We start from the raw sequence: 17,641 nt of genomic DNA, 5'->3' as shown, positions 1-17,641 counted from the left end.
ACCCAGGAGGTGATCTGGTGAGCGCCCTACCCGCCGAGGAAAACTACCGACCGTCACCGATGCCGCGAATTCCATTCCGGCGCGAGGCGGACGTGATTTCTCTGGCTCCGCCGAGGCAGGAGGCCCTTCCGGCCCCTCCCCTACCGGAATCCAACCAGGACGAAACCACACGAACCGAACCGGCCTCTTCCGGCCCCAACTCCGGCACCGGAATAACTCTGCGTGACATTCCGGGGGACTGGGACAGCGTCACCGCCGTCTGGACCGGCTCCCCGGAGCCGCTGGCCGACCTCGTCGGCCAGGCCGGCCGCGCCCGCGAGGGCTCCGACGCCCACGCGATCGCGATGGCCTGCTGGGCCGTCCTGGTCCTCATCCCCCGCGGGCTGCTGCACCTGGCCTCGTGGGTCCTGGCCCACCCCCTGCGCACGCTGGCCGCCGCCGCGGTGGCCGCCGTGTTCATCGCAACCCTGTAGAGGAGGCACCTGTCATGACCAGCGCAGCCCTCGTGCTCCTGGGCGTCGTCTACATCGCCCTGGCGGTGTTCTTCCACTTCACCCCCCGCCTACGAGTTCTCGCGGGCCTGATGGTCGGCGGCCTGCTCGCCGGCGCGATCGTCAAGCAGATCAACAAGTGGCTCGCTGCCGGCATCGGGAAGATCTCCGGACCGATCGGCGACTGGATCGGTCAGGACACCAAGCAGGTCGCCGTGGCCATCCCCAGCGCGCTGGCACTCGCGCTCGGGATCGTCGTGGTGGTGTTCCTGCGCGGCAAGGGCGGCAAGGCCGGCGGCGCCGGTAAGGGCGCCGCCGGCGGCAAGGGCGCTGGCGGTGGCGGCGGCGGCGGCTTCAAGAAGCACCTGCCGCACGTCGCGCTGGCCTGCGCGCTGCTGCTGCCGATGGTCCTCGGCGGTCTCGGCGAGACGATCCGGGACGTGGTCCAGTGATCTTCTTCGACGTTCTGGTTTACCTGGCGGTGGCGAAGATCGCCGTGCTGTTGTTCGAGGACGCCGCCTACGCGGTGCGGGGCAAGCAGTCCCCGCGCCGGCAGGCCCGCGCCCGCCAGCAGGCCGCCGCCCAGAAGGCCACCGCCGACGGGTCGGCCGGGGCGAGCGCCTCGGCCGGCCCCGGCCGGGCCGGTGGCGGTGCGGTGGCCGCCGCGGACGGCTACCTCGCCGGGCTGATCGAGGACGCCACCGAGAAGGCCCGCGCCCGCCGCCGCCGGGCGCTGGCTCGCAAGCGCGGCGCCCAGGCCGTCGACGGGGTCGTCACCGACGTCGACGACGACGGCCGCTGGTACGCCGACTGCGACCTGTGCGGGTGGGCGAGCCGGCCGTACCGGATCGAGGCCAACGCCCAGGGCGCCGGCCGGGAGCACACCCGCACCGAGCATCCCGAGCAGTACACCGGTGCCGAGCCGGCCCCGGCCGCCGACACCGATTCCGCCGAATCAGCCGCCACCCCCACCGACGGCGAGCAGGGGCCGCGGCGGCCGGCGCTGCGGGTGATCCCCGGCGGCGCCCAGGACGCCACCGACCCGGCCCCCGTGGCTGCCGCCGGCGAACCGGCCGGCGGAGACCGCGGGGAGTCGGCGCCGGGGGTGGTCCACACCGACCAGCACCCCTACTGCCTGACCCCGTGCGGCCCCACCTGCACGGCACCCCGCCTCCGGCCGCGGTTCGGGTGGCGGTGCGGCCGCTGCGGCGAGCGATCCGAGGGCTTCGCGTCGTTCGAGGCCGCGGAGGAGGCATCGGTGGGCCACCGGTGCGCCACCGACTCCGCGAGCGACGCGGACACCACGAGCACCGGCGGCGACGCCGGGGATGAGCAGCACCACCCGGCCGCCGACCCGGCGACCGGCACCACGTCCAGCACCACCGAACGATTGAGGGAGTTGACCGTGAACCTGGAAGCCACTGGTCCGGAGGAGATCCGCGCGGCGTTCACCCAGGCGGCCGAGTCCGCCGGGGAGCAGGCGGAGCAGATCGGCGGGATCGCCGGCGTGCTGACCGAGGCCGCCGACCGCTACGAGGGCCTGGAGATGGCCGCGTCGACGGTCGGGCACCTGCGGGACGCCGCCGAGCAGTTCGCCGCCGCGCACGCGGCGCTCAACAGCGCCCAGGAGGAGCTGCAGGCCGCCCTGGGCGACTTCAACAGCAAGGACGGCCAGGTCGCCGACGTGGTCGCCGACGCCGGCGGCAACGTCGCCAGCAAGGAAGTCCTGGTCGGCTGACCAAAGGTCTGACGGCGTCCGTGGCCCGTCGGCGCGTGAAGGCGCGTCGGCGGACCGCGGAGAGCGCCAGTACCCGAACGAACCCCCCGTCCCCCTGATGTGAAGGAGCCCTGCGATGTCGACCCGGACCGCTGACGAGATCCGCGCGGACCGCCTGGCCAAGCTCGGCCGCGCGTTGACCGCCCTGTTCGCCGTCACCGCCTACGCCGTGGCCACCCTGGTCAAGCGCAGCTGGCGCCGGCTGTTTCCCTTCTACTGGGTCGCCGCCGAGCTGGCCGTGGCGTGGGTCGCCGGCCCGCTCGGACTGTCGTGGCAGACCGTGGGGATCCTCGCCCTCGCGATCGCCGCCACCGCGGCCGGGTGGCGGGCCCGTTCCCGCACGGTGCGGGCGTGGCGGGCCGCGATCGCGATCGTGCTCGGCGGGTACGCCGTCGCGACGGTCGCCGCTGGCGGGCAGGCCGCGATGGCCGCGCACCCCACCCTCACGATCGCGGTGCCGACCCTGCTCGGGGTGGTGTTGGGCTGGCCGTGGTGGCACCACCTGCGCCACCGCGCTCCCGAGCAGGCTCCGGCGCCGGTGCTGGCCGCCGAACCGGCCGCCGAGGTGATCGACCCGCTGACCGCGCACTGGCAGCGCCGCTGGGAGTACGAGGTGATCGCGGCGAAGGTGTGCGAGGGCACCACCGTCGTTCAGGTGGTCGAGCCGCGCCCCGGGGTCACCGAGGCCCTGGTGCGTCTCACGCCGGGCACGAAGCCCGGCCCGCTGTTCAAGTCCGGCCCGGACGTGGAGGTCGCCCTGGACCTCAACGAGGGCGCGGTCGGCTGGCGCTCCACCGGCAAGCGGGCGTGGGTGCGGGTGGTCCTGGTCGAGCGGTCCTACATCGCCGACGGCGTGCCGTGGACCGGCCCCACCTACGCCAATGGCCGTCTGGAGCTCGCCCGGTTCACCGACGGCTCCCCCGGCCACTGGGTGGTGTCCCGACCCGGCGCCGGGGTGGTTGGTGGTCTGGTCGTCGGCTCCATCGGCACCGGCAAGTCCCGGGCACTGGGGGCGCTCATCGCGAACCTGCTCGACGCCGGCATTCAGGTCGCCGTGGGCGACCCGCAGAACGGGCAGTCCCTGCCGGCGTGGAAAGACGCCGTCGAGTACCACTCCGGCGCGGAGAAGACCGCGCTGCTGTTCCGGCGGGTGCACGCCGAGATCATGCGCCGCTCGAAGCTCCTGGCTGACGCCGGCGTCGAGGCCTTCGACGAGAACGACCCTCGCGTGAAGGCCCTCGGCCTGCGCATCTTCGGGGTCATCGTCGACGAGTGCCAGCTCGTGCTGATCCCGAACACCCCGATCGTGGCCCTGGCCGAGCAGGCCGCCGAGACGATGCGCAAGACCGGCGTCTTCTTCGTGCTGGCCACCCAGCTTCCGCAGATGCGCTCCCTCGGCGGGTCGATCCGCCTGCGTGACGCCCTGGTCGCGGGCAACGCCCTCGTGCTGCGCCTGTCCAACCGGGGGTCGGGCTCGACGATCCTGCCCGACGACTTCGTCGGCAACCCGTTCGCCCTGCAGCCGGAGATCGACGGCAAGACCACCGCCGGCATGGGCTACCTGCGCACCGGCGCCCGCGTCGGCATGCTCTGCCGCGTCCCGCACCTCGACGAGGCCGCCGCCGCCGCGGCCGCCCCCCGGGTCCCGGTGCGCTGGAACGTCCCCGAGATCGACCCGGCCAGCAAGATCGTGCTGCCCGGCCAGCGCTCCCCCGACGCGAAGGCGACCGCGGTCACCGGTGGCGGTAGCGCGGTGGACAAGCTGCGCGCCGCGTTCGGCGCCGGCCGCAAGACCACCACGGTGGTGGAGCAGATCGCCCCGCAGACTCCCGCCGAGTGGGTCCTGGCGTGCCTGCGCCGCGGCCCGGCCTCCGCGCAGGCGCTGCTCGACCGGCCGGACTGCCCCGTCGAGCAGTCGCAGCTCTACGCCCTGCTCGGCCGGCTCAAGGACACCGGCCGGATCACCCCGCCCGCGCAGCGCGGCGGCCCGTTCACCATCTCGGCCTGACCGCCACCGTGACAGCCGACCACAGGGTCGGCTGTCGCGGCGGCCGCCAAGCCCACCCCGACCCCCTGCCGTACGCCCGGTCCGGACAAGGAGACCCCTGATGGCCAGCACCGCCCGCCGCCGCCCCAGCAAAAAGCAGCCCGAGGTCGACCATGGCGCCGAGTTCGCCCGCCGTGCCGGCCTGGCCGCCCGTACGGCCTGGCACGGCACCGCCCGCGGCGCCGGCCGGGCCGCCCGCAAGCTGCCCAGCCCCCACCGCACCCCCGACGTCGACGCGCCCGGGCACGACACCGCCGGCCTCGCGCTGCTGATCACCGGCCTGGTCACCGCGGCCGCCGTGTGGACCCACCCCGCCGGCTGGCCCGGCCAGCTCCTCGACGTCCCCGCCGGCATCGCCGAGGGGCTGCTCGGTCACCTCGCCCTCGCCGCGCCGGCGCCGTTGATCTGGCTCGCCGTGCAGGCGATGCGCCACCCCGCCGGCACCCACACCGTGCGGATCCTCGCCCAGGCCGCCGGCACCCTGCTCACCGCCGCCGGCCTCGCCGGCCTGCTCGACCTGGCCACCACCGGCGCGGGCGGCCTACTCGGCCGGCTCACCGGCGCACTCGACGCGGTGCTCAGCGGATGGGGCGCGGTCCCGGTGCTGCTCGGCCTGGTCGCCGCCGGGCTCACCGCCGCCACCGGCATCACCCCGGTCGCCGTGGTCACCACTATCGCCGCCGCCCGCCGCCGCCCCGCCCTGCCCGCCGACGAAGACCTCGACGGGCCCGACGACGTCGACCAGGACGACGCACTCGACGCGCCGCCCGCCCCGCACCCGCCCGCCGCCGCCGCGGCCGGCCCGGCCCCGGCGGCTGATTCCGCGGAATCCGCGGCCCGCCCGCCGCTGCCGCGCCGCCAGCCCACCGTGGCCACCACGCCCGAGGCCGCGGCCGCCGCGTCGCCGGTGACGGCGGGCGGCTACCAGCTGCCGCCGCTGGACCTGCTCGCCGCCGGCGTACGGCCCGCCGACGGCGCGGCGGCCACGGCCGCGGCGGCCACGGCCCTGCAGGGCGTGCTGACCGACTTCAAACTCAACGCCCGCGTCAGCGGCCACCGCCGCGGCCCGGCCGTGACCCGCCACGACATCACCATCGGCCCCGGCGTGAAGGTCGAGCGGATCACCGGCCTAGCCCGCAACTTCGGCTACGCCCTGGGCACCGAGACCGTGCCGATCGTCGCCACCGTCCCGGGCAAGAGCGCCATCGGCGTGGAGGTGCCCAACGCCCACCGCGAGACGGTGACCCTCGGCGACGTCATCCGCTCCCGCGCCGCCCGCGACGGGCACCGGCTGCTGGTCGGCCTGGGCAAGGACATCGACGGCAAGCCGGTCACCGCGAACCTCGCGACCATGCCGCACCTGCTCCTGGGCGGCGCCACCGGATCCGGGAAGTCCGGCTGCCTCAACACCCTGCTCGTGTCGCTGCTCACGAGGGCGACACCGGCCGAGGTGCGGCTGCTGCTGATCGACCCCAAGCGCGTCGAGCTGACCGCCTACGAGGGCATCCCCCACCTGGTCACCCCCGTCGTCACCAACGCGCGCAAGGCGGCCGACTCGCTGGAGTGGGTGGTGCGGGAGATGGACATGCGCTACGACGACATGGCCGCCCACGGCGTGCGCCACGTCGACGAGTACAACCGCAAGGTCCGCACCGGGCAGATCACCGCCCCCGCCGGCAGCCAGCGCACGTGCGAGCCGTACCCGTACCTGGTGGTCGTCGTCGACGAGCTGGCCGACCTGATGATGGTCGCGCCCCGCGACGTCGAGGACTCGGTCGTGCGGATCACCCAGCTCGCCCGCGCCGCCGGCATCCACCTCGTCCTCGCGACTCAGCGGCCCTCGGTGGACGTGGTCACCGGGCTGATCAAGGCCAACGTGCCGTCCCGGCTCGCGTTCGCCACCGCCTCCCTGCCCGACTCCCGGGTGATCCTCGACCAGCCCGGCGCGGAGAAGCTCCTCGGCCAAGGCGACGGCCTGTTCCTGCCCATGGGCGCCGGCCGACCCACCCGCATCCAGGGCGCATGGGTGTCCGAAGCCGAAATCAGCGCCGTCGTCGACCACTGGCGCGCCCAGGCCACCGCCGGGCCGCGACCCGCCGCGCCGGCCGCCGTCATGACGCCGCCCGCCAAGGCCCCGGCCGACCCGGCCGTCGACCCCGAGGTCATCGACGGGCTCGACGACGACGAGCGGGCCCTGCTGCGCGAGGCCGCCGACCTGATCGTCACCAGCCAGTTCGGGTCCACCTCGATGCTGCAACGCAAGCTGCGCATCGGCTTCGCCAAAGCCGGCCGCCTCATGGACACCCTCCACGAGCTGCGCGTGGTCGGCCCCTCCGAAGGCTCCAAAGCCCGCGACGTCCTCGTGACCGTCGACGAGTTGCCCGACCTGCTTACCGCCCTCGGCGACCAACCCGCCAACACCGACGACGACGCCGGCGCGACCGTGCTGGCGTTCCCCCGCGGCGGCGCCCGCCGCTGACCCGACCCCCACCCGACCCGCTTGACCGGTTCCACCACGACGAAGGAGAGACCTCAGTGCACACCCCCACCTCCGGCGAGCAGGACCTCGACCTCGCTCCCATCGACCACATCCGCGCCACCGAGGCCGGCACCGGCCGCTGGCGGGCGCTGACCGACTGGTGGCGCGACAACCGCGCCGCGCTGTTCGTGCGCGACAACTGGCCGCTCGGCGTGGCCGCGCTGCTCGCCCTGGCCGTGACCGGCGGCCTGCTGTGGCTGCTCTGGGTCGTCATCGCCGGGCTGCTGGCCGGGCTCGGCGCGGCCGCCACCGCCGTCGGCGACGCCGCCCCCGCCCTCGGCGGCTGGATCACCGACGGGCCGATCACCCGATCGATCTCCGACCCGGTACGCGCCTACCTCGACGCGCACACCACCGGCCTGCCCGCCGGCGGCCGCGACGCCTGGATCGCCTGGCTGGTCGCCGTCGGCGTGCTCTACGCCGCCGCCGTGACTGGATCCACCTACGGCCGCATCGGCTGGGCCGCCATCGGCGCCCTCACCGGCACCGCCGCCTACCTCGGCGCCCCCGCCGGCGCCGGCCCCGCCGCGGCCGGGCTCACCGCCGTGGTGTGGCTGACCCTGTCCCTGCTCGCCTACACCGCCACCCGCCGAGTCTCCCTCGGCGACGTCCTGGACAGCCTCACCGACCGCCGCGCCCGCCGCGCGGCCGCCGACACCACGTACTGACCGAACCCGGCCGCCGCGCCCCCTTTTCCGCCGACCCGCCGATAGCACTCATTGAGGAGGAGTTATGACCACCACGACCACCCCGACGACCAAGGCCACCGTCTCGACGGTCCCGGTGCGGCTGTACGTCAGCGACAACGACCCCGAAGACCCCTACATCCGGTCCGTCGTGGTCACCGGCTGGCCCGTCGCCCCGGGCCTGGCCATCAACGTCACCCTCGACGACAACGGGCAGCGCCTGGACGGCCGCTACAGCCTGACCCACCTGCCCAGCGGCCAGGCCCTCGCCCGCCGGCTGTGCGCCCGGCACGTCGACCAGGCCGCCGTCGCCGCGATCGCCACCGGCGTCGACTGGACCGCCGACGCCGAGCAGATCGTCGCCGACGAGCGCACCCGGCCGCTGCGCCCCGGCATGGCGATCTGGGACTGGTGCGGCTACGACCACTTCTGCCGGGCCGAGGCGTACCCGCGCCCGGACTCCCCCACCTACTCGACCAGCCAGTAACGCCGCGCGGGCGGCCCCCTGCTCTGCAAAGCCGGGCCGCCCGCCACTCCCCTGTCCGCATCAGACGAAGGAGCTACCCACTATGGTGCCCGATCCGGGTGACCCGACCTACCTCGGCGCGGCCTACGCCAGCGACCACGACCCCCGCCGCCAGCGCCGCCACTTCCAGATCCCCACCGCCGGAGCCCACGCCGTGCTCGTGGAGATCTCCACCAGCCTCGCCGACAGCGCCTCCCGGTGCACCGGCTGCGGGCACACCGACCGCGACTTCTCCGACCTGGAGATCCTCGCCCGCGCCGGCGCGCACGCCGCCGCCTGCGGCCGGGGCACCGTCACCGCCGCCCTGGACGCCGAGGTCACCACCGTGCGCGGCGAGCTGCTGCGCATCGACCCCAAGGCGGGCGGCTACCTGCAGACCGCCGGGGTGCTGCTCGGCGCCGGCCTGGCCGTGCTCGGCAGCGCCGCAGCCGACGGCCGCCTCCCGGCCGCCGCCCTCGCCGCCGGTGCGGTGACCGCCGTGGTGGTCCTCGCCGCCGTGGTGCTGCTGATGTTGTCCTCCCGACCCCGCCTGGGCGGGGACTTCGGCTTCGTCGCCTACGCCGACGCCGACACCCCCACCGACGTCCTGGCCCGCGTCGCCGGCGGCGACACCGACCAGGTCGCGCAGATGACCCCGCTGACCCGCGCCCGCGAACTGTGGTGGCTCTCCCGCGCCACCCGCGCCAAATACACCGCGATCGCCCGCGCGGTGCCGCTGCTGCTCGCCGGCTACGCCGGCGCGGCCGCCACCGCCGCCCTCGCGATCTGGGGCCGGTGAGGCGCGCCCATGGTGACCACCACGATCGTCGTCGACGACCCGGTCGACGCCTACGAGCTGTTCGCCGTCGCCCGCGACGTGCTCGGCCTGCCCCGCGACGGCCGCTGGCACCTGGTCGACCACGGCCGCGTCCACATGCTGCAAACCCTGCCCGAGCAGGGCGTCGGCGCGCTCGCCTCCGTGCACTTCCCGCTCACCGGCGGCCGGCACCCCGGCGACCCCGACGCCGGCATCCCCGGCGGCTACCTCCTGCTCGCCTTCACCACCGACGGCGGCGACCCGGGCACCCGGCGCTGGCACCGCGACCTCGCCAGCCGCACCGGCTCCTGGCTCACCGCCCGCCGACTGCGCTGGACCGTCTCGCACGCCGACGGGCCCTTCACCACCGGCTACGCCCCACACACCCCGGCGGCGACCCGATGACCCGCCGCCCGTTCACCACCTACGTCACCGGCACCACCGACGAGTACCGCCTCGACGTCGTCACCGACCCCGAGCCCGACAACCCGCGGGCCGTTACCTACTTCACCGCCGCCGACGTCGACGCCGCCTGCCACCAGGCCGCCCGACTGCTCGCCGCCGTCGACGGCCCCGCCGACCGCTACGGCGAGCTGTACGCCCACGACGGCGACGGCACCGCCGTGCACTGCGACACCATCCACCTGCCCGCGTGAGAGCCCTTCACGACGCGTACGGGCGGCCCGCCGCACCGGGCCGCCCGTCACCACGCCCGTGCCCGAAAACCCGTTCCGAGCAAGGTAGCCCGACTCATCCCGATATGTGTCCAATCCTGTTCGAGATCCACACAGGACTAACGGCGGCCACGCGTGTTGGGACCCCTGCCGGCGCGAAAGTCACCGTAAGATCCACGGGTCACGCGCCTACCGCGCCGAATTCGATCTTGAGGGAGCGCCCGCGCTCAACCCCTAACTGCAGACAGCAAGAGAGCCCCAAACCCCTCTTTCGTTTGGCCGCGAGTGGAGGGTCTGAGGCTCTTACCAAGCTCGGAGGACACCATAGCACCCACCTTCGGGCTGGGTGCACTCTTGTCTCTCGACTCGTTTACCGCGTGTCGCGACGGCGCCTGCTTGCGCCCAGCCGGCCCCCCACGTCACCAACCACCGGCGGTGGTCCGGTGACCCTACGCACCTCACCCCGACACACAGGGTTGCCTTTCCGCCGTTCGGCGGGGCGACCCGCTGTCGTTGATCTTGGCGCGGGGCGTAAGCCCGTCCGGTCTGCGACGGTGCCGCGATGATCACGGCACCGCACCAGAGCGCGTTGTCCGCCGACCGGGTGGCGGCGCTCGGGTACTGCCCCGACTGCTACGCCACCGGCGCGGTCGCGCTCGTGGTCGCCGGACAGCGCCGCTGCCGCACGCACCTGGTCGACGAGCGGCTGCTCGTGGAGACCACCCGCGCCGGGCAGACCCGCCTGGCCGCCCCACCCGGTGCCCGTCGCCGGCCCGTCTACCCCACCGGTGTGCAGACCCCGTGCGTGTCCTGCGCCGCCGCCGGCCGCGACAAGCAGGGCCTGCCCCGCGAGGGCGCGGACTCCGACGCGCTGTGCTGGTCGTGCTGGCGAGCCCGCACCGACCGCGGTGAGGCTGCGCGACGCCGCCGGCTGGTGGCCGAGCTGCGCGAGCGCCTGGACGTCGACGAGCCGGACGGGTGCGCGGCGTGCGGCGAGCCGGAGCCCGTGCCGACGTGCTGGTTGTGCGGGTACTCGTGGCTGGCGCAGCCCCGCATCGACCACGAGCACGCCCAGGTACTGGAGGCCGCCGCCGTCGCGGTGCGGTTCACGCAGCTCGCCGAGACGGCCGAGGCCCGCGAGCGCGTCGACGAGCTGACCGCCTGGATTGACCGGCTCACCGAGACCCTGGCCGCGTTTCACGCCGGCGACAGCTGGGGCCGGCCGGTGTGGCTGCTGGCGGACCTGCTTGCCCGCGACAGCGCCGCCCGCGTCAGCCGCCGCGGGCGCCGCTCCGCGCTGGGCCGGGTCACCGCCGTCATGGCCGTCAACGCCGACCGCCGCTCCGGGCGCCGCGCCATGCCCGGCCGCGCCGCGACCGCGGAGCTGGCCGGCTGCGACTCCACCCGCCCGGTCACCGACGCCTGGCGCCGCGCCGAGGCCCTCGGCTGGTGCACCCGCACCGAGCAGGGCCGCCGGCTGTCCTACGCCGAGCGGTGCGCCACCGGCCGCGCCCAGGCGCGCGCCGTCTTCGACATCACCCCGCTGCACCGCGGCAACCCGGCCGCCCAAACCGCGCACCTCGCCGACGCCCTGGACGTCCTGGCCGACCTGCTGGAGCACGCCCGCGGTCTGCTCGCCGCCGCCCAGGAGCGCGTCGACGCACTCGAGGCTCGCGCCGGCGGCTGGGTCGACTACCGCGAGCGGGTACGCCGCCAGCAGATGCGCCAAGCGGTCGCCGCCGCCCGCGATCACGCCCGTGACCAGGCCACGAATTTCCGCACCCCCCACACGGTGTCTTCAACTATGAGTGTTTACTCCAGCTTGTCTCGGGGTCTGCTGATCTCACCGTCGATCACGTTCGCCCCGTCGAACGGCCGGCAAAGCCGGAGGGAAGGCGGCGCTTCGCGCTCATCAACGAGAACCGGAGTCGATCGCGGATTCGCCGGGCCGCGCTCTGTGCGGCGTCCTAGGCCGCCCGAGAGGGCGCGTGGCGCGTCACGACCGCCCCGGCCACGTCCAGAGTGGGCCGGGTGGGCGTACGAGCTCGCACGGGCCTTCCAGGACCGGTGGGTCTGGCTGCGCTCGGCTTCCCTGCCCCGGATCGCGGCGACGCTGGGCGGCGCGCTCGGCCGCGACTGGACGGCCGAGGCGTTCGACGCCTGGGTCCGCCAGGTCCGGTCGCGGCCGTTGCTGGCCCAGCCGCGTGACCCGGTGGCGTACCTGCGGGCGGTGCTCGAGGAAACGCTGACCGGCCCGGCCGCGCCGCCGTACCCGGCCCGCCGGCACGCCGAGCACCGGCGGGCACTGGTCGCCGCGCAGGCCGCCGCGCAGCGCGAGCACCAGGACGCCGCCCGCGCCGGCGACGACGATCGCGCGTGGGAGGCGGCCTGGCCAGGACGGCGCAGCCCGGCCGCCGAGGCCGCGCTCGCCGCGATCCGCGCCCGCACCTCCGGGCACCTGCGCCGCGTCGAGCGGGCCGCACTACTCGACGTCGCGGCGGCCGAGTGCGACTGGCCCGAGGTCACCCAGCCCGGCGCCGGCCTTCCGCCTGGCCTCGATCGCGCTTAGCCGGCCCGGTTGTAGCCGTGGCGGCTCATCCACTCAGTGAGAGCGGATTCGACGATCTCTTGCGGTCCCAGGCCGCTGCGTTCCACTGCCAGAGTTAGCGCGTCGTCAACCTCGGTCAGGATCCGTACGGAAAGAGCTACCCGTTGCGGGCCGCGTGGGCGGCCACGTCGGCGCCCTGGCCGCTCCTTTCTGCTGGCGGAAAGGCTGGCGGTTTTGCCAGCGCTGCGGCTTGCACTGGTGCTGGCTCCGGTGTGGGCGGTCCAGTGTTCGCTGCTTGCATCGGCGCTGGCGGGTGCGCTGGCGGATGCGCTAGCTGTGGTGCTTGCTGAACGTATTGCATCTTGGCCAGCGGCTACGCCAGCGGCATTGCTGCCGGAATCGCTGGCACTGTTGCCAGCTTTCCCGCTAGCGAAATTGCTGGTATTTACGCTCGCGCTATAGCTTGCCGAGACGCTGTCTATAACGCCGGCTTCTTTGCTGTCTAACTGGCCTTCTGTGTTGCTTGCCTTAGAGGCAGCCTTAACGCTCGCCTGTTCGCTGCCCACTTGGCTTGCGGTAGTGCTTGTCGGCTTGCTGGCGGTGGTGACAGCAGTTTCGGCGGGGTCTCGTTCCGCGTCACCGGCGCGCTGGAGGGCTCGCCCGCGTGCTTGTCCCAGGAGCTTGCTCATGGTCAGGCCACCTCCGCGACGCAGTTGAGGGTCCGGCAGTATGCGCGTTCGAGCAGCGTGGCCTCCGTGGTGCCCGCCACCGTGAACGGCACGCGGGCGCTGCGGGACTCCTGGCGGATGACGTACTTCGGGACGGCGGCGTCCAGGAGCCGCGGGCCGTCGGGGGAGTGTGGCGGGTACTCCTGGGCGAGTTTCTCGTCAAAAGTCTCCGCGAGGCCGCTGCGGCGGCGGTCCACGATGTTGCGTAGGACGCCGACGACGATCAGCGGCGGCAGCCCGTGGTTCATCCGGGCGCGTCGCAGGGAGATCAGGCCGTCGTGTACTCCGATGTAGCCGTCTTCGTCGAGCGTCGCCGGCAGGAGAGCGTGCGTGGCGGTGAGCGCGGCCGCGGTCATCAGCTTGCCGCCGGGGCGCGGCGGCACGTCGATCAGAACCAGGTCGTAGTTCTCGGCGACGCCGTCCAGTGACAGCCTGAGCCGCTGTTCCATGCCGGAGGTGTTGTCGAACTCCCGGTTGCCGAGGGCGCGCTCGGCGGCGAGCACGTGCACGTTATCCGGCCAGCCCTCGCCGGCGGGAAGGATGGCGTCTGCGGCCAGTCCGCGCGGATCGACAGGGTTGGGGTCGCTGGCGTCGATGTAGAGCAGGTCGTTGATCGAGTATTCCGGCTTCTCCACGCCCAACTCGCTGGTGGCAGTAGCGCGCGGGTCGAGGTCGATGACCAGCACCCGCAGCCCATGCTTGGCTGCCACCGCGGCCAGACCGTTGGTGAGGCCGGTCTTCCCGACGCCGCCCTTCTCGCTGAAGATCGCGAGGATCACCGGGCCGCCGCGCGTTGGTTTCCACCGCAGTTCGACCTCGTTCTCGCTGAGGCCGCGCAGCAGCTCGTAGACGTCCACCTCGCACCCACCCTTCTTCCTGGTTGTTGGGCGACAGCATTTCCGCTGGCAGGAGAGCAGGCAAGTACGCGTGCCGAAAACCACGACGCGTCCGGCCATAGGCGTATTGGCTGGCCGTTTTGGTGGCGCAGAATTGCCTATGAGTTCCAGAGGTCTTATAGTGTCGGCATGGCAAGGAGTCCGCGTTACCAGGAGATCGCCGATGACCTGCGTCGGCGGCTCGCCGCCGGTGAGTGGCCGGTCGGTTCGACGTTGCCCGGGATCAGTGAGTTGCAGGAGGAGTACAACGTCGCCGGGCTGAACACGATCCGCCAGGCGCAGGGTCTGCTCGCCGAGGAGGGGCTGCTCAACCCGGTTCAGGGGCGCGGCACCTTCGTCACGGCCTTGCCGTCGGCGCCGGGGGACACCGCGGCGCTCAAACAGGCCCTGGAAGAGCTGCGGACCAAGCTGGCGAGCACGCAGACCGCCCTCGGTCGGGTGCTCAAGCACCTGGACTGATCACCAGCGACGGGGGCGGCCCCTGACGACCAAGCCCGGACCGCCCCACGCCCTCAACTCCCGTGAAGGAGCTCGCACCATCATGACGGATTCCGTGGAATCGGCGGCCACCGACTACGCGCCGCCCGAACCGGCGGCCGCGGTGCCGATGCAGGCCCGCCAGGTGTCGCTGGCCAGTGTGGTGACCCATCCGGCGAACCCGCGCCGCGACCTGGGCGACCTGACCGAGCTGGAGGAGTCGATCCGGGAGCTGGGCGTGTTGCAGCCGCCGGTGGTGCTGCCCGCGGCCCGGGTCGCGGGCGCGTGGCCGCAGTACGCGGCCGAGCTGGCCGGCGCCGAGTGGGTGGTGCTGATGGGCGCCCGCCGGCGTACCGCCGCCGGCCGGGTCTGGGCCGGCGACCCGGACGCGACGCTGAACGTGCTGCTGCGCGAGGACGCGATCGCCGACGACCCGGGCGGCCAGCTGGACGTGATGACGGCGGAGAACACCGCCCGCTCGCCGCTGACCCCGATGGAGGAAGCCCGCGCGTTCGCCGCCCAGCGCGCCGCTGGCCGGTCGCAGCGGGAGATCGCCGCGCGGATGGGCTGCTCGCAGGCCAACGTGTCGAAGCGGTTGAAGCTGCTGGACCTGCCCGAGACGATGGCGGCCGCGGTGGACGCGCGCACGTTGGAGGTCGGCGAGGCGATGGCCTACGTCGACGCGGCCCGCGGCGACCAGGAGGTGATGCTGGCGACCTATGAGTTCCGGTCGAAGCCGCCGGGCCGGACCTGGACGGTGCCGCAGGCGGCCAACGAGGTCCGCCGGGAACGGGAGCGCGGCATCGCCCGCCAGGCGCTGACCCGCAAGGCCACCGAGCAGGGCCTCACCCTGATCGACGACCCGTACAAGACGTTCGGCGGCGCCTACTGGGACCACCGGCTGGAGGGCAAGAAGGCGATCGCGAAGGCCCGCGACGCCGGCACCCTGGTCGCCACCATCACCGACGGCGGCCTGGTCTACTACAGCACCGCCAAGCCGAAGAAGGCCGACAACCGCAGCGAGTCCGAGCAGAAGCGGATCACCGACGACCGGGAACGCCGCAAGGCCATGACCGCCCGCGCGGAGGCCGCCGCGGTGCTGGCCGCCCGGGCGCCGAAGCTGCCGCCGGCGGCGGCAGACATCGTCGACGCGTGGCTGTTCGCCCCGGGCAGCGAGTGCGCGCAACTCGCCCACAAGTGGCTGCTTGCCGCCGAGGTCGGCCCGGATCCGGCCCTACCCAACTACACGTGGTGGGAGAAGGTCCGCCGCGCCGGCTGGCACACCCGCGTGCACGCCGCGCACGCCCTGGCCCTGGCTCGCCGCGAGGTTCAGGCCCGCGCCACCTACCGGTCCTGGACGCACAGCGACGCGGCGTGGCTGCACCGCCTCACCACGGAGGCCGGCTACACCCCGAGCGAGTGGGAGCAGGCCCGCCTGGCCGCCATCGACCCGCCCGCCGACGACACCGCCGCGGGCGAGCCCGACGTCGGGGAGCGGCATGCGGTGCCGCAGCGGATCTCGCTGTCCTTCGACAGCGACGACGCGTGCTGCTGGCTGCTGCACTACGACCTGCAGGTCGACCAGGCCGCCGCGTACGCCGAGCCCCTCACCGACCCCGACGCCGTCGACGCCGCCCAGGCGTGGGCCGCCGAGGTCCTGGCTGACCGGCACGGCATCGAGGTGACCGGCTGGACCGACGGGCAGCTCCTGCCCGGCCGGCCGGCGTACCTCGCCGTGCACGCCGGCGACCCCACCGCGGCGGCCGGTGGACCCGGGCCGGTGGGGGAGTGGCGGCTGCTGTTCGACCCGGTCGACGACGCGTGGCTGCTCCTCGCGGATGACAAGCCCCACGCCGACCACGACGCGCTGACCGCCGCCGGCGTCGAGCAGGCGTGCCGGTGGGCCAGCGCGGTGCTGGCCGACGCCGACGTGGTCTGCCACGGCTGGACCGCCCGCGCCGCCGGCGCGACGCTTGAGTACGTGGCCGACCTGACCGGGGAGTGCTGACATGGCCGAGCAGGGTCACGGCATCGGCTGGGAGCAGCTGCGCGAGGCGCCCATGCTCGACCTCGCCGCCGGCGACACGTGGGTCAGCCCGGCGATCGGGTCGACGTGGGCGGCCGGCCCGGACGGCCGGGTCCGCGGCTGGGACCACAGTTGGCATACCCGGCCGCCGCGGGGCACTGCCTGGACTGTCCTTGACCGTGACGGCGACGCCATCACCATCCGCAGCCACGACGGCGTGGAGAAGACGGTGGTGATCCCGCGCGACCGGCAGGCCGACGTGCTGCTCGTCGACCCGCCCCGCGAGGAGTGGCGATGATCCTCGACGCGAGCGGCCCGGAGCAGATCCGGGCCGCGTTCGCCGCGGCGATCGCCACCGCCGGGGAGCGGGTCGACGAGATCGGCGGTATCGCCGGCGTCCTGGGCGAGGCCGCCGACCGGTACGAGGCGCTGGACATGCAGGCATCCACCGTGGAACACCTGCGCGACGCGGGCCGGGCCTGCGGCACCGCCCAGGCGGCCGTGGCCACCGCCGCCGAGCAGCTGCGCGCCGCCCTGGCCGACTTCAACAACCACGACGGACAGGTGGCCGACACGGTCACTGACGCCGGCACCCTGGCGAGCAAGGAGATCCTGATGGGCGACGGCTCCACCCCGACCGCGTCGACGAGCCCCACCGGCCCGGACACCACCACGGCGTACGGCCCGCCGGCCGCCGTGGGCGACCTGCTCGGCTACGCCGACGGCGACACCTGCCACGGCACCGACCAGGTGCCCGCCGCGGCCGGCCCCGCCACCACCCTCGCCCTGATGGACTACGGCGACGGCGGCGCCTCGTGGGACGGCGGCCGGTACGTCGCGGTCGGCACCTCCCCACACCGCTGGAACCCAGTCACCAACGCCGAGGACGTCGACAGCGGGCAGCCGACGGGCTACGCCGCCCCGCACCTGGACCCGGCCGAGGCGGAGACCGCCGCCGCGCACCTCGACGAGCTGGCCGACCTCGCCGAGGCCGGCCACCTCCCGGCGAAGCCCACCAAGTGGAGCCGGGCCGCCGACCGGCTGGAGCACCTTCTCGCCGGCGACGCCGACCTGGCCCGGGAGAAGGTGACCGTCGTCGACGACGAGCTGCCGGTCACCGTGCGGAACCTCCTGGGGCTGCTGCGCGACAAGCAGCCCGCCGCCGGACCGGCGACCCGCCGCCACGTGGCCACCACAGCGATGCGGGAGGCCGGCGGGGACACCGGGACGCTGTGGATGGACCTGGTCGACCACGACGGCGCGACCCGGGTCGCCGTCACCGGTGTGGAAGGCGACGAAGACCCCGCCGCCGACTTCTGGCAGCCCTACACCGCCCAGCACACCCCGGAGCAGGCCCGGGAACTGGCCACCAAACTGCGGACCTTCGCCACCGGTGCCCGAGAGGCGGCCCGTGGGGCGCTGTACCTCGG

15 protein-coding genes and 1 pseudogene are annotated in these 17,641 nt (G+C 74.1%); 15 read left to right on the top strand and 1 reads right to left on the bottom strand.

The window, feature by feature from the left end; translation table 11 throughout:
• The first annotated feature begins 17 nt into the window (after positions 1-17).
• From GA0070622_RS33385 to GA0070622_RS33540, 11 genes are all read left to right on the top strand, one after another.
• Positions 18-473 (top strand): hypothetical protein, encoded by a 456-nt coding sequence (locus GA0070622_RS33385; protein ID WP_245667049.1) that lies wholly within the window; start codon positions 18-20, stop codon positions 471-473.
• A gap of 14 nt (positions 474-487) precedes the next feature.
• On the top strand, positions 488-943 hold the full coding sequence (locus tag GA0070622_RS31740) for a hypothetical protein (protein WP_091584413.1): 456 nt from the start codon (positions 488-490) through the stop codon (positions 941-943).
• Positions 940-2,229, top strand: a complete 1,290-nt coding sequence (locus tag GA0070622_RS31735) for a hypothetical protein (RefSeq protein ID WP_091584409.1) — start codon at positions 940-942, stop codon at positions 2,227-2,229. The genes GA0070622_RS31740 and GA0070622_RS31735 overlap by 4 nt, the downstream gene beginning before the upstream one ends.
• Positions 2,230-2,344: 115 nt before the next feature.
• Complete coding sequence (locus GA0070622_RS31730; RefSeq protein WP_091584405.1) at positions 2,345-4,276, top strand: ATP-binding protein; 1,932 nt, start codon at positions 2,345-2,347, stop codon at positions 4,274-4,276.
• A gap of 100 nt (positions 4,277-4,376) precedes the next feature.
• The gene (locus GA0070622_RS31725) at positions 4,377-6,794 is read left to right on the top strand and encodes an FtsK/SpoIIIE family DNA translocase (RefSeq protein WP_091584400.1); all 2,418 of its coding nucleotides are present in this window, start codon (positions 4,377-4,379) and stop codon (positions 6,792-6,794) included.
• A 56-nt stretch (positions 6,795-6,850) separates the two neighbouring features.
• The gene (locus GA0070622_RS31720) at positions 6,851-7,522 is read left to right on the top strand and encodes a hypothetical protein (protein ID WP_091584396.1); all 672 of its coding nucleotides are present in this window, start codon (positions 6,851-6,853) and stop codon (positions 7,520-7,522) included.
• A gap of 64 nt (positions 7,523-7,586) precedes the next feature.
• Positions 7,587-8,027, top strand: coding sequence for a hypothetical protein (locus tag GA0070622_RS31715; protein WP_091584392.1), 441 nt, complete (start codon positions 7,587-7,589; stop codon positions 8,025-8,027).
• Positions 8,028-8,109: 82 nt separating this feature from the next.
• Entirely contained in the window at positions 8,110-8,844 is a 735-nt protein-coding gene (locus GA0070622_RS31710) for a Pycsar system effector family protein (protein WP_091584389.1), read from the top strand.
• Positions 8,845-8,853: 9 nt separating this feature from the next.
• Positions 8,854-9,267, top strand: coding sequence for a hypothetical protein (locus tag GA0070622_RS31705; protein ID WP_091584385.1), 414 nt, complete (start codon positions 8,854-8,856; stop codon positions 9,265-9,267).
• Complete coding sequence (locus GA0070622_RS31700) at positions 9,264-9,518, top strand: hypothetical protein (RefSeq protein ID WP_091584381.1); 255 nt, start codon at positions 9,264-9,266, stop codon at positions 9,516-9,518. Before GA0070622_RS31705 ends, GA0070622_RS31700 begins: the two co-directional genes overlap by 4 nt.
• 580 nt (positions 9,519-10,098) lie before the next feature.
• Positions 10,099-12,105, top strand: coding sequence for a hypothetical protein (locus tag GA0070622_RS33540; RefSeq protein ID WP_281187074.1), 2,007 nt, complete (start codon positions 10,099-10,101; stop codon positions 12,103-12,105).
• Between the two features lie 670 nt (positions 12,106-12,775).
• Here the strand turns inward: GA0070622_RS33540 and GA0070622_RS32790 are convergent.
• Positions 12,776-13,669, bottom strand: coding sequence for a ParA family protein (locus GA0070622_RS32790; RefSeq protein WP_176710621.1), 894 nt, complete (start codon positions 13,667-13,669; stop codon positions 12,776-12,778).
• 168 nt (positions 13,670-13,837) lie between these two features.
• On the opposite strand from GA0070622_RS32790, the gene GA0070622_RS32785 reads away from it, so the two are divergent.
• The 4 genes and pseudogenes from GA0070622_RS32785 to GA0070622_RS31670 form a co-directional block, all read left to right on the top strand.
• Positions 13,838-14,167 (top strand): GntR family transcriptional regulator, encoded by a 330-nt coding sequence (locus GA0070622_RS32785; protein ID WP_176710620.1) that lies wholly within the window; start codon positions 13,838-13,840, stop codon positions 14,165-14,167.
• A gap of 82 nt (positions 14,168-14,249) precedes the next feature.
• Positions 14,250-16,193, top strand: coding sequence for a ParB/RepB/Spo0J family partition protein (locus GA0070622_RS31680; protein ID WP_141684656.1), 1,944 nt, complete (start codon positions 14,250-14,252; stop codon positions 16,191-16,193).
• A gap of 1 nt (position 16,194) precedes the next feature.
• Entirely contained in the window at positions 16,195-16,509 is a 315-nt protein-coding gene (locus GA0070622_RS31675) for a hypothetical protein (RefSeq protein WP_091584372.1), read from the top strand.
• A pseudogene (locus GA0070622_RS31670) lies at positions 16,506-17,641 on the top strand (hypothetical protein); the annotation flags it as partial. The gene GA0070622_RS31675 and the pseudogene GA0070622_RS31670, both read left to right, overlap by 4 nt.

The sequence above is a fragment of the Micromonospora sediminicola genome (genome assembly GCF_900089585.1).
Classification (GTDB): Bacteria; Actinomycetota; Actinomycetes; order Mycobacteriales; family Micromonosporaceae; genus Micromonospora; species Micromonospora sediminicola.
This window is presented reverse-complemented; position numbering and strand designations above follow the sequence as displayed.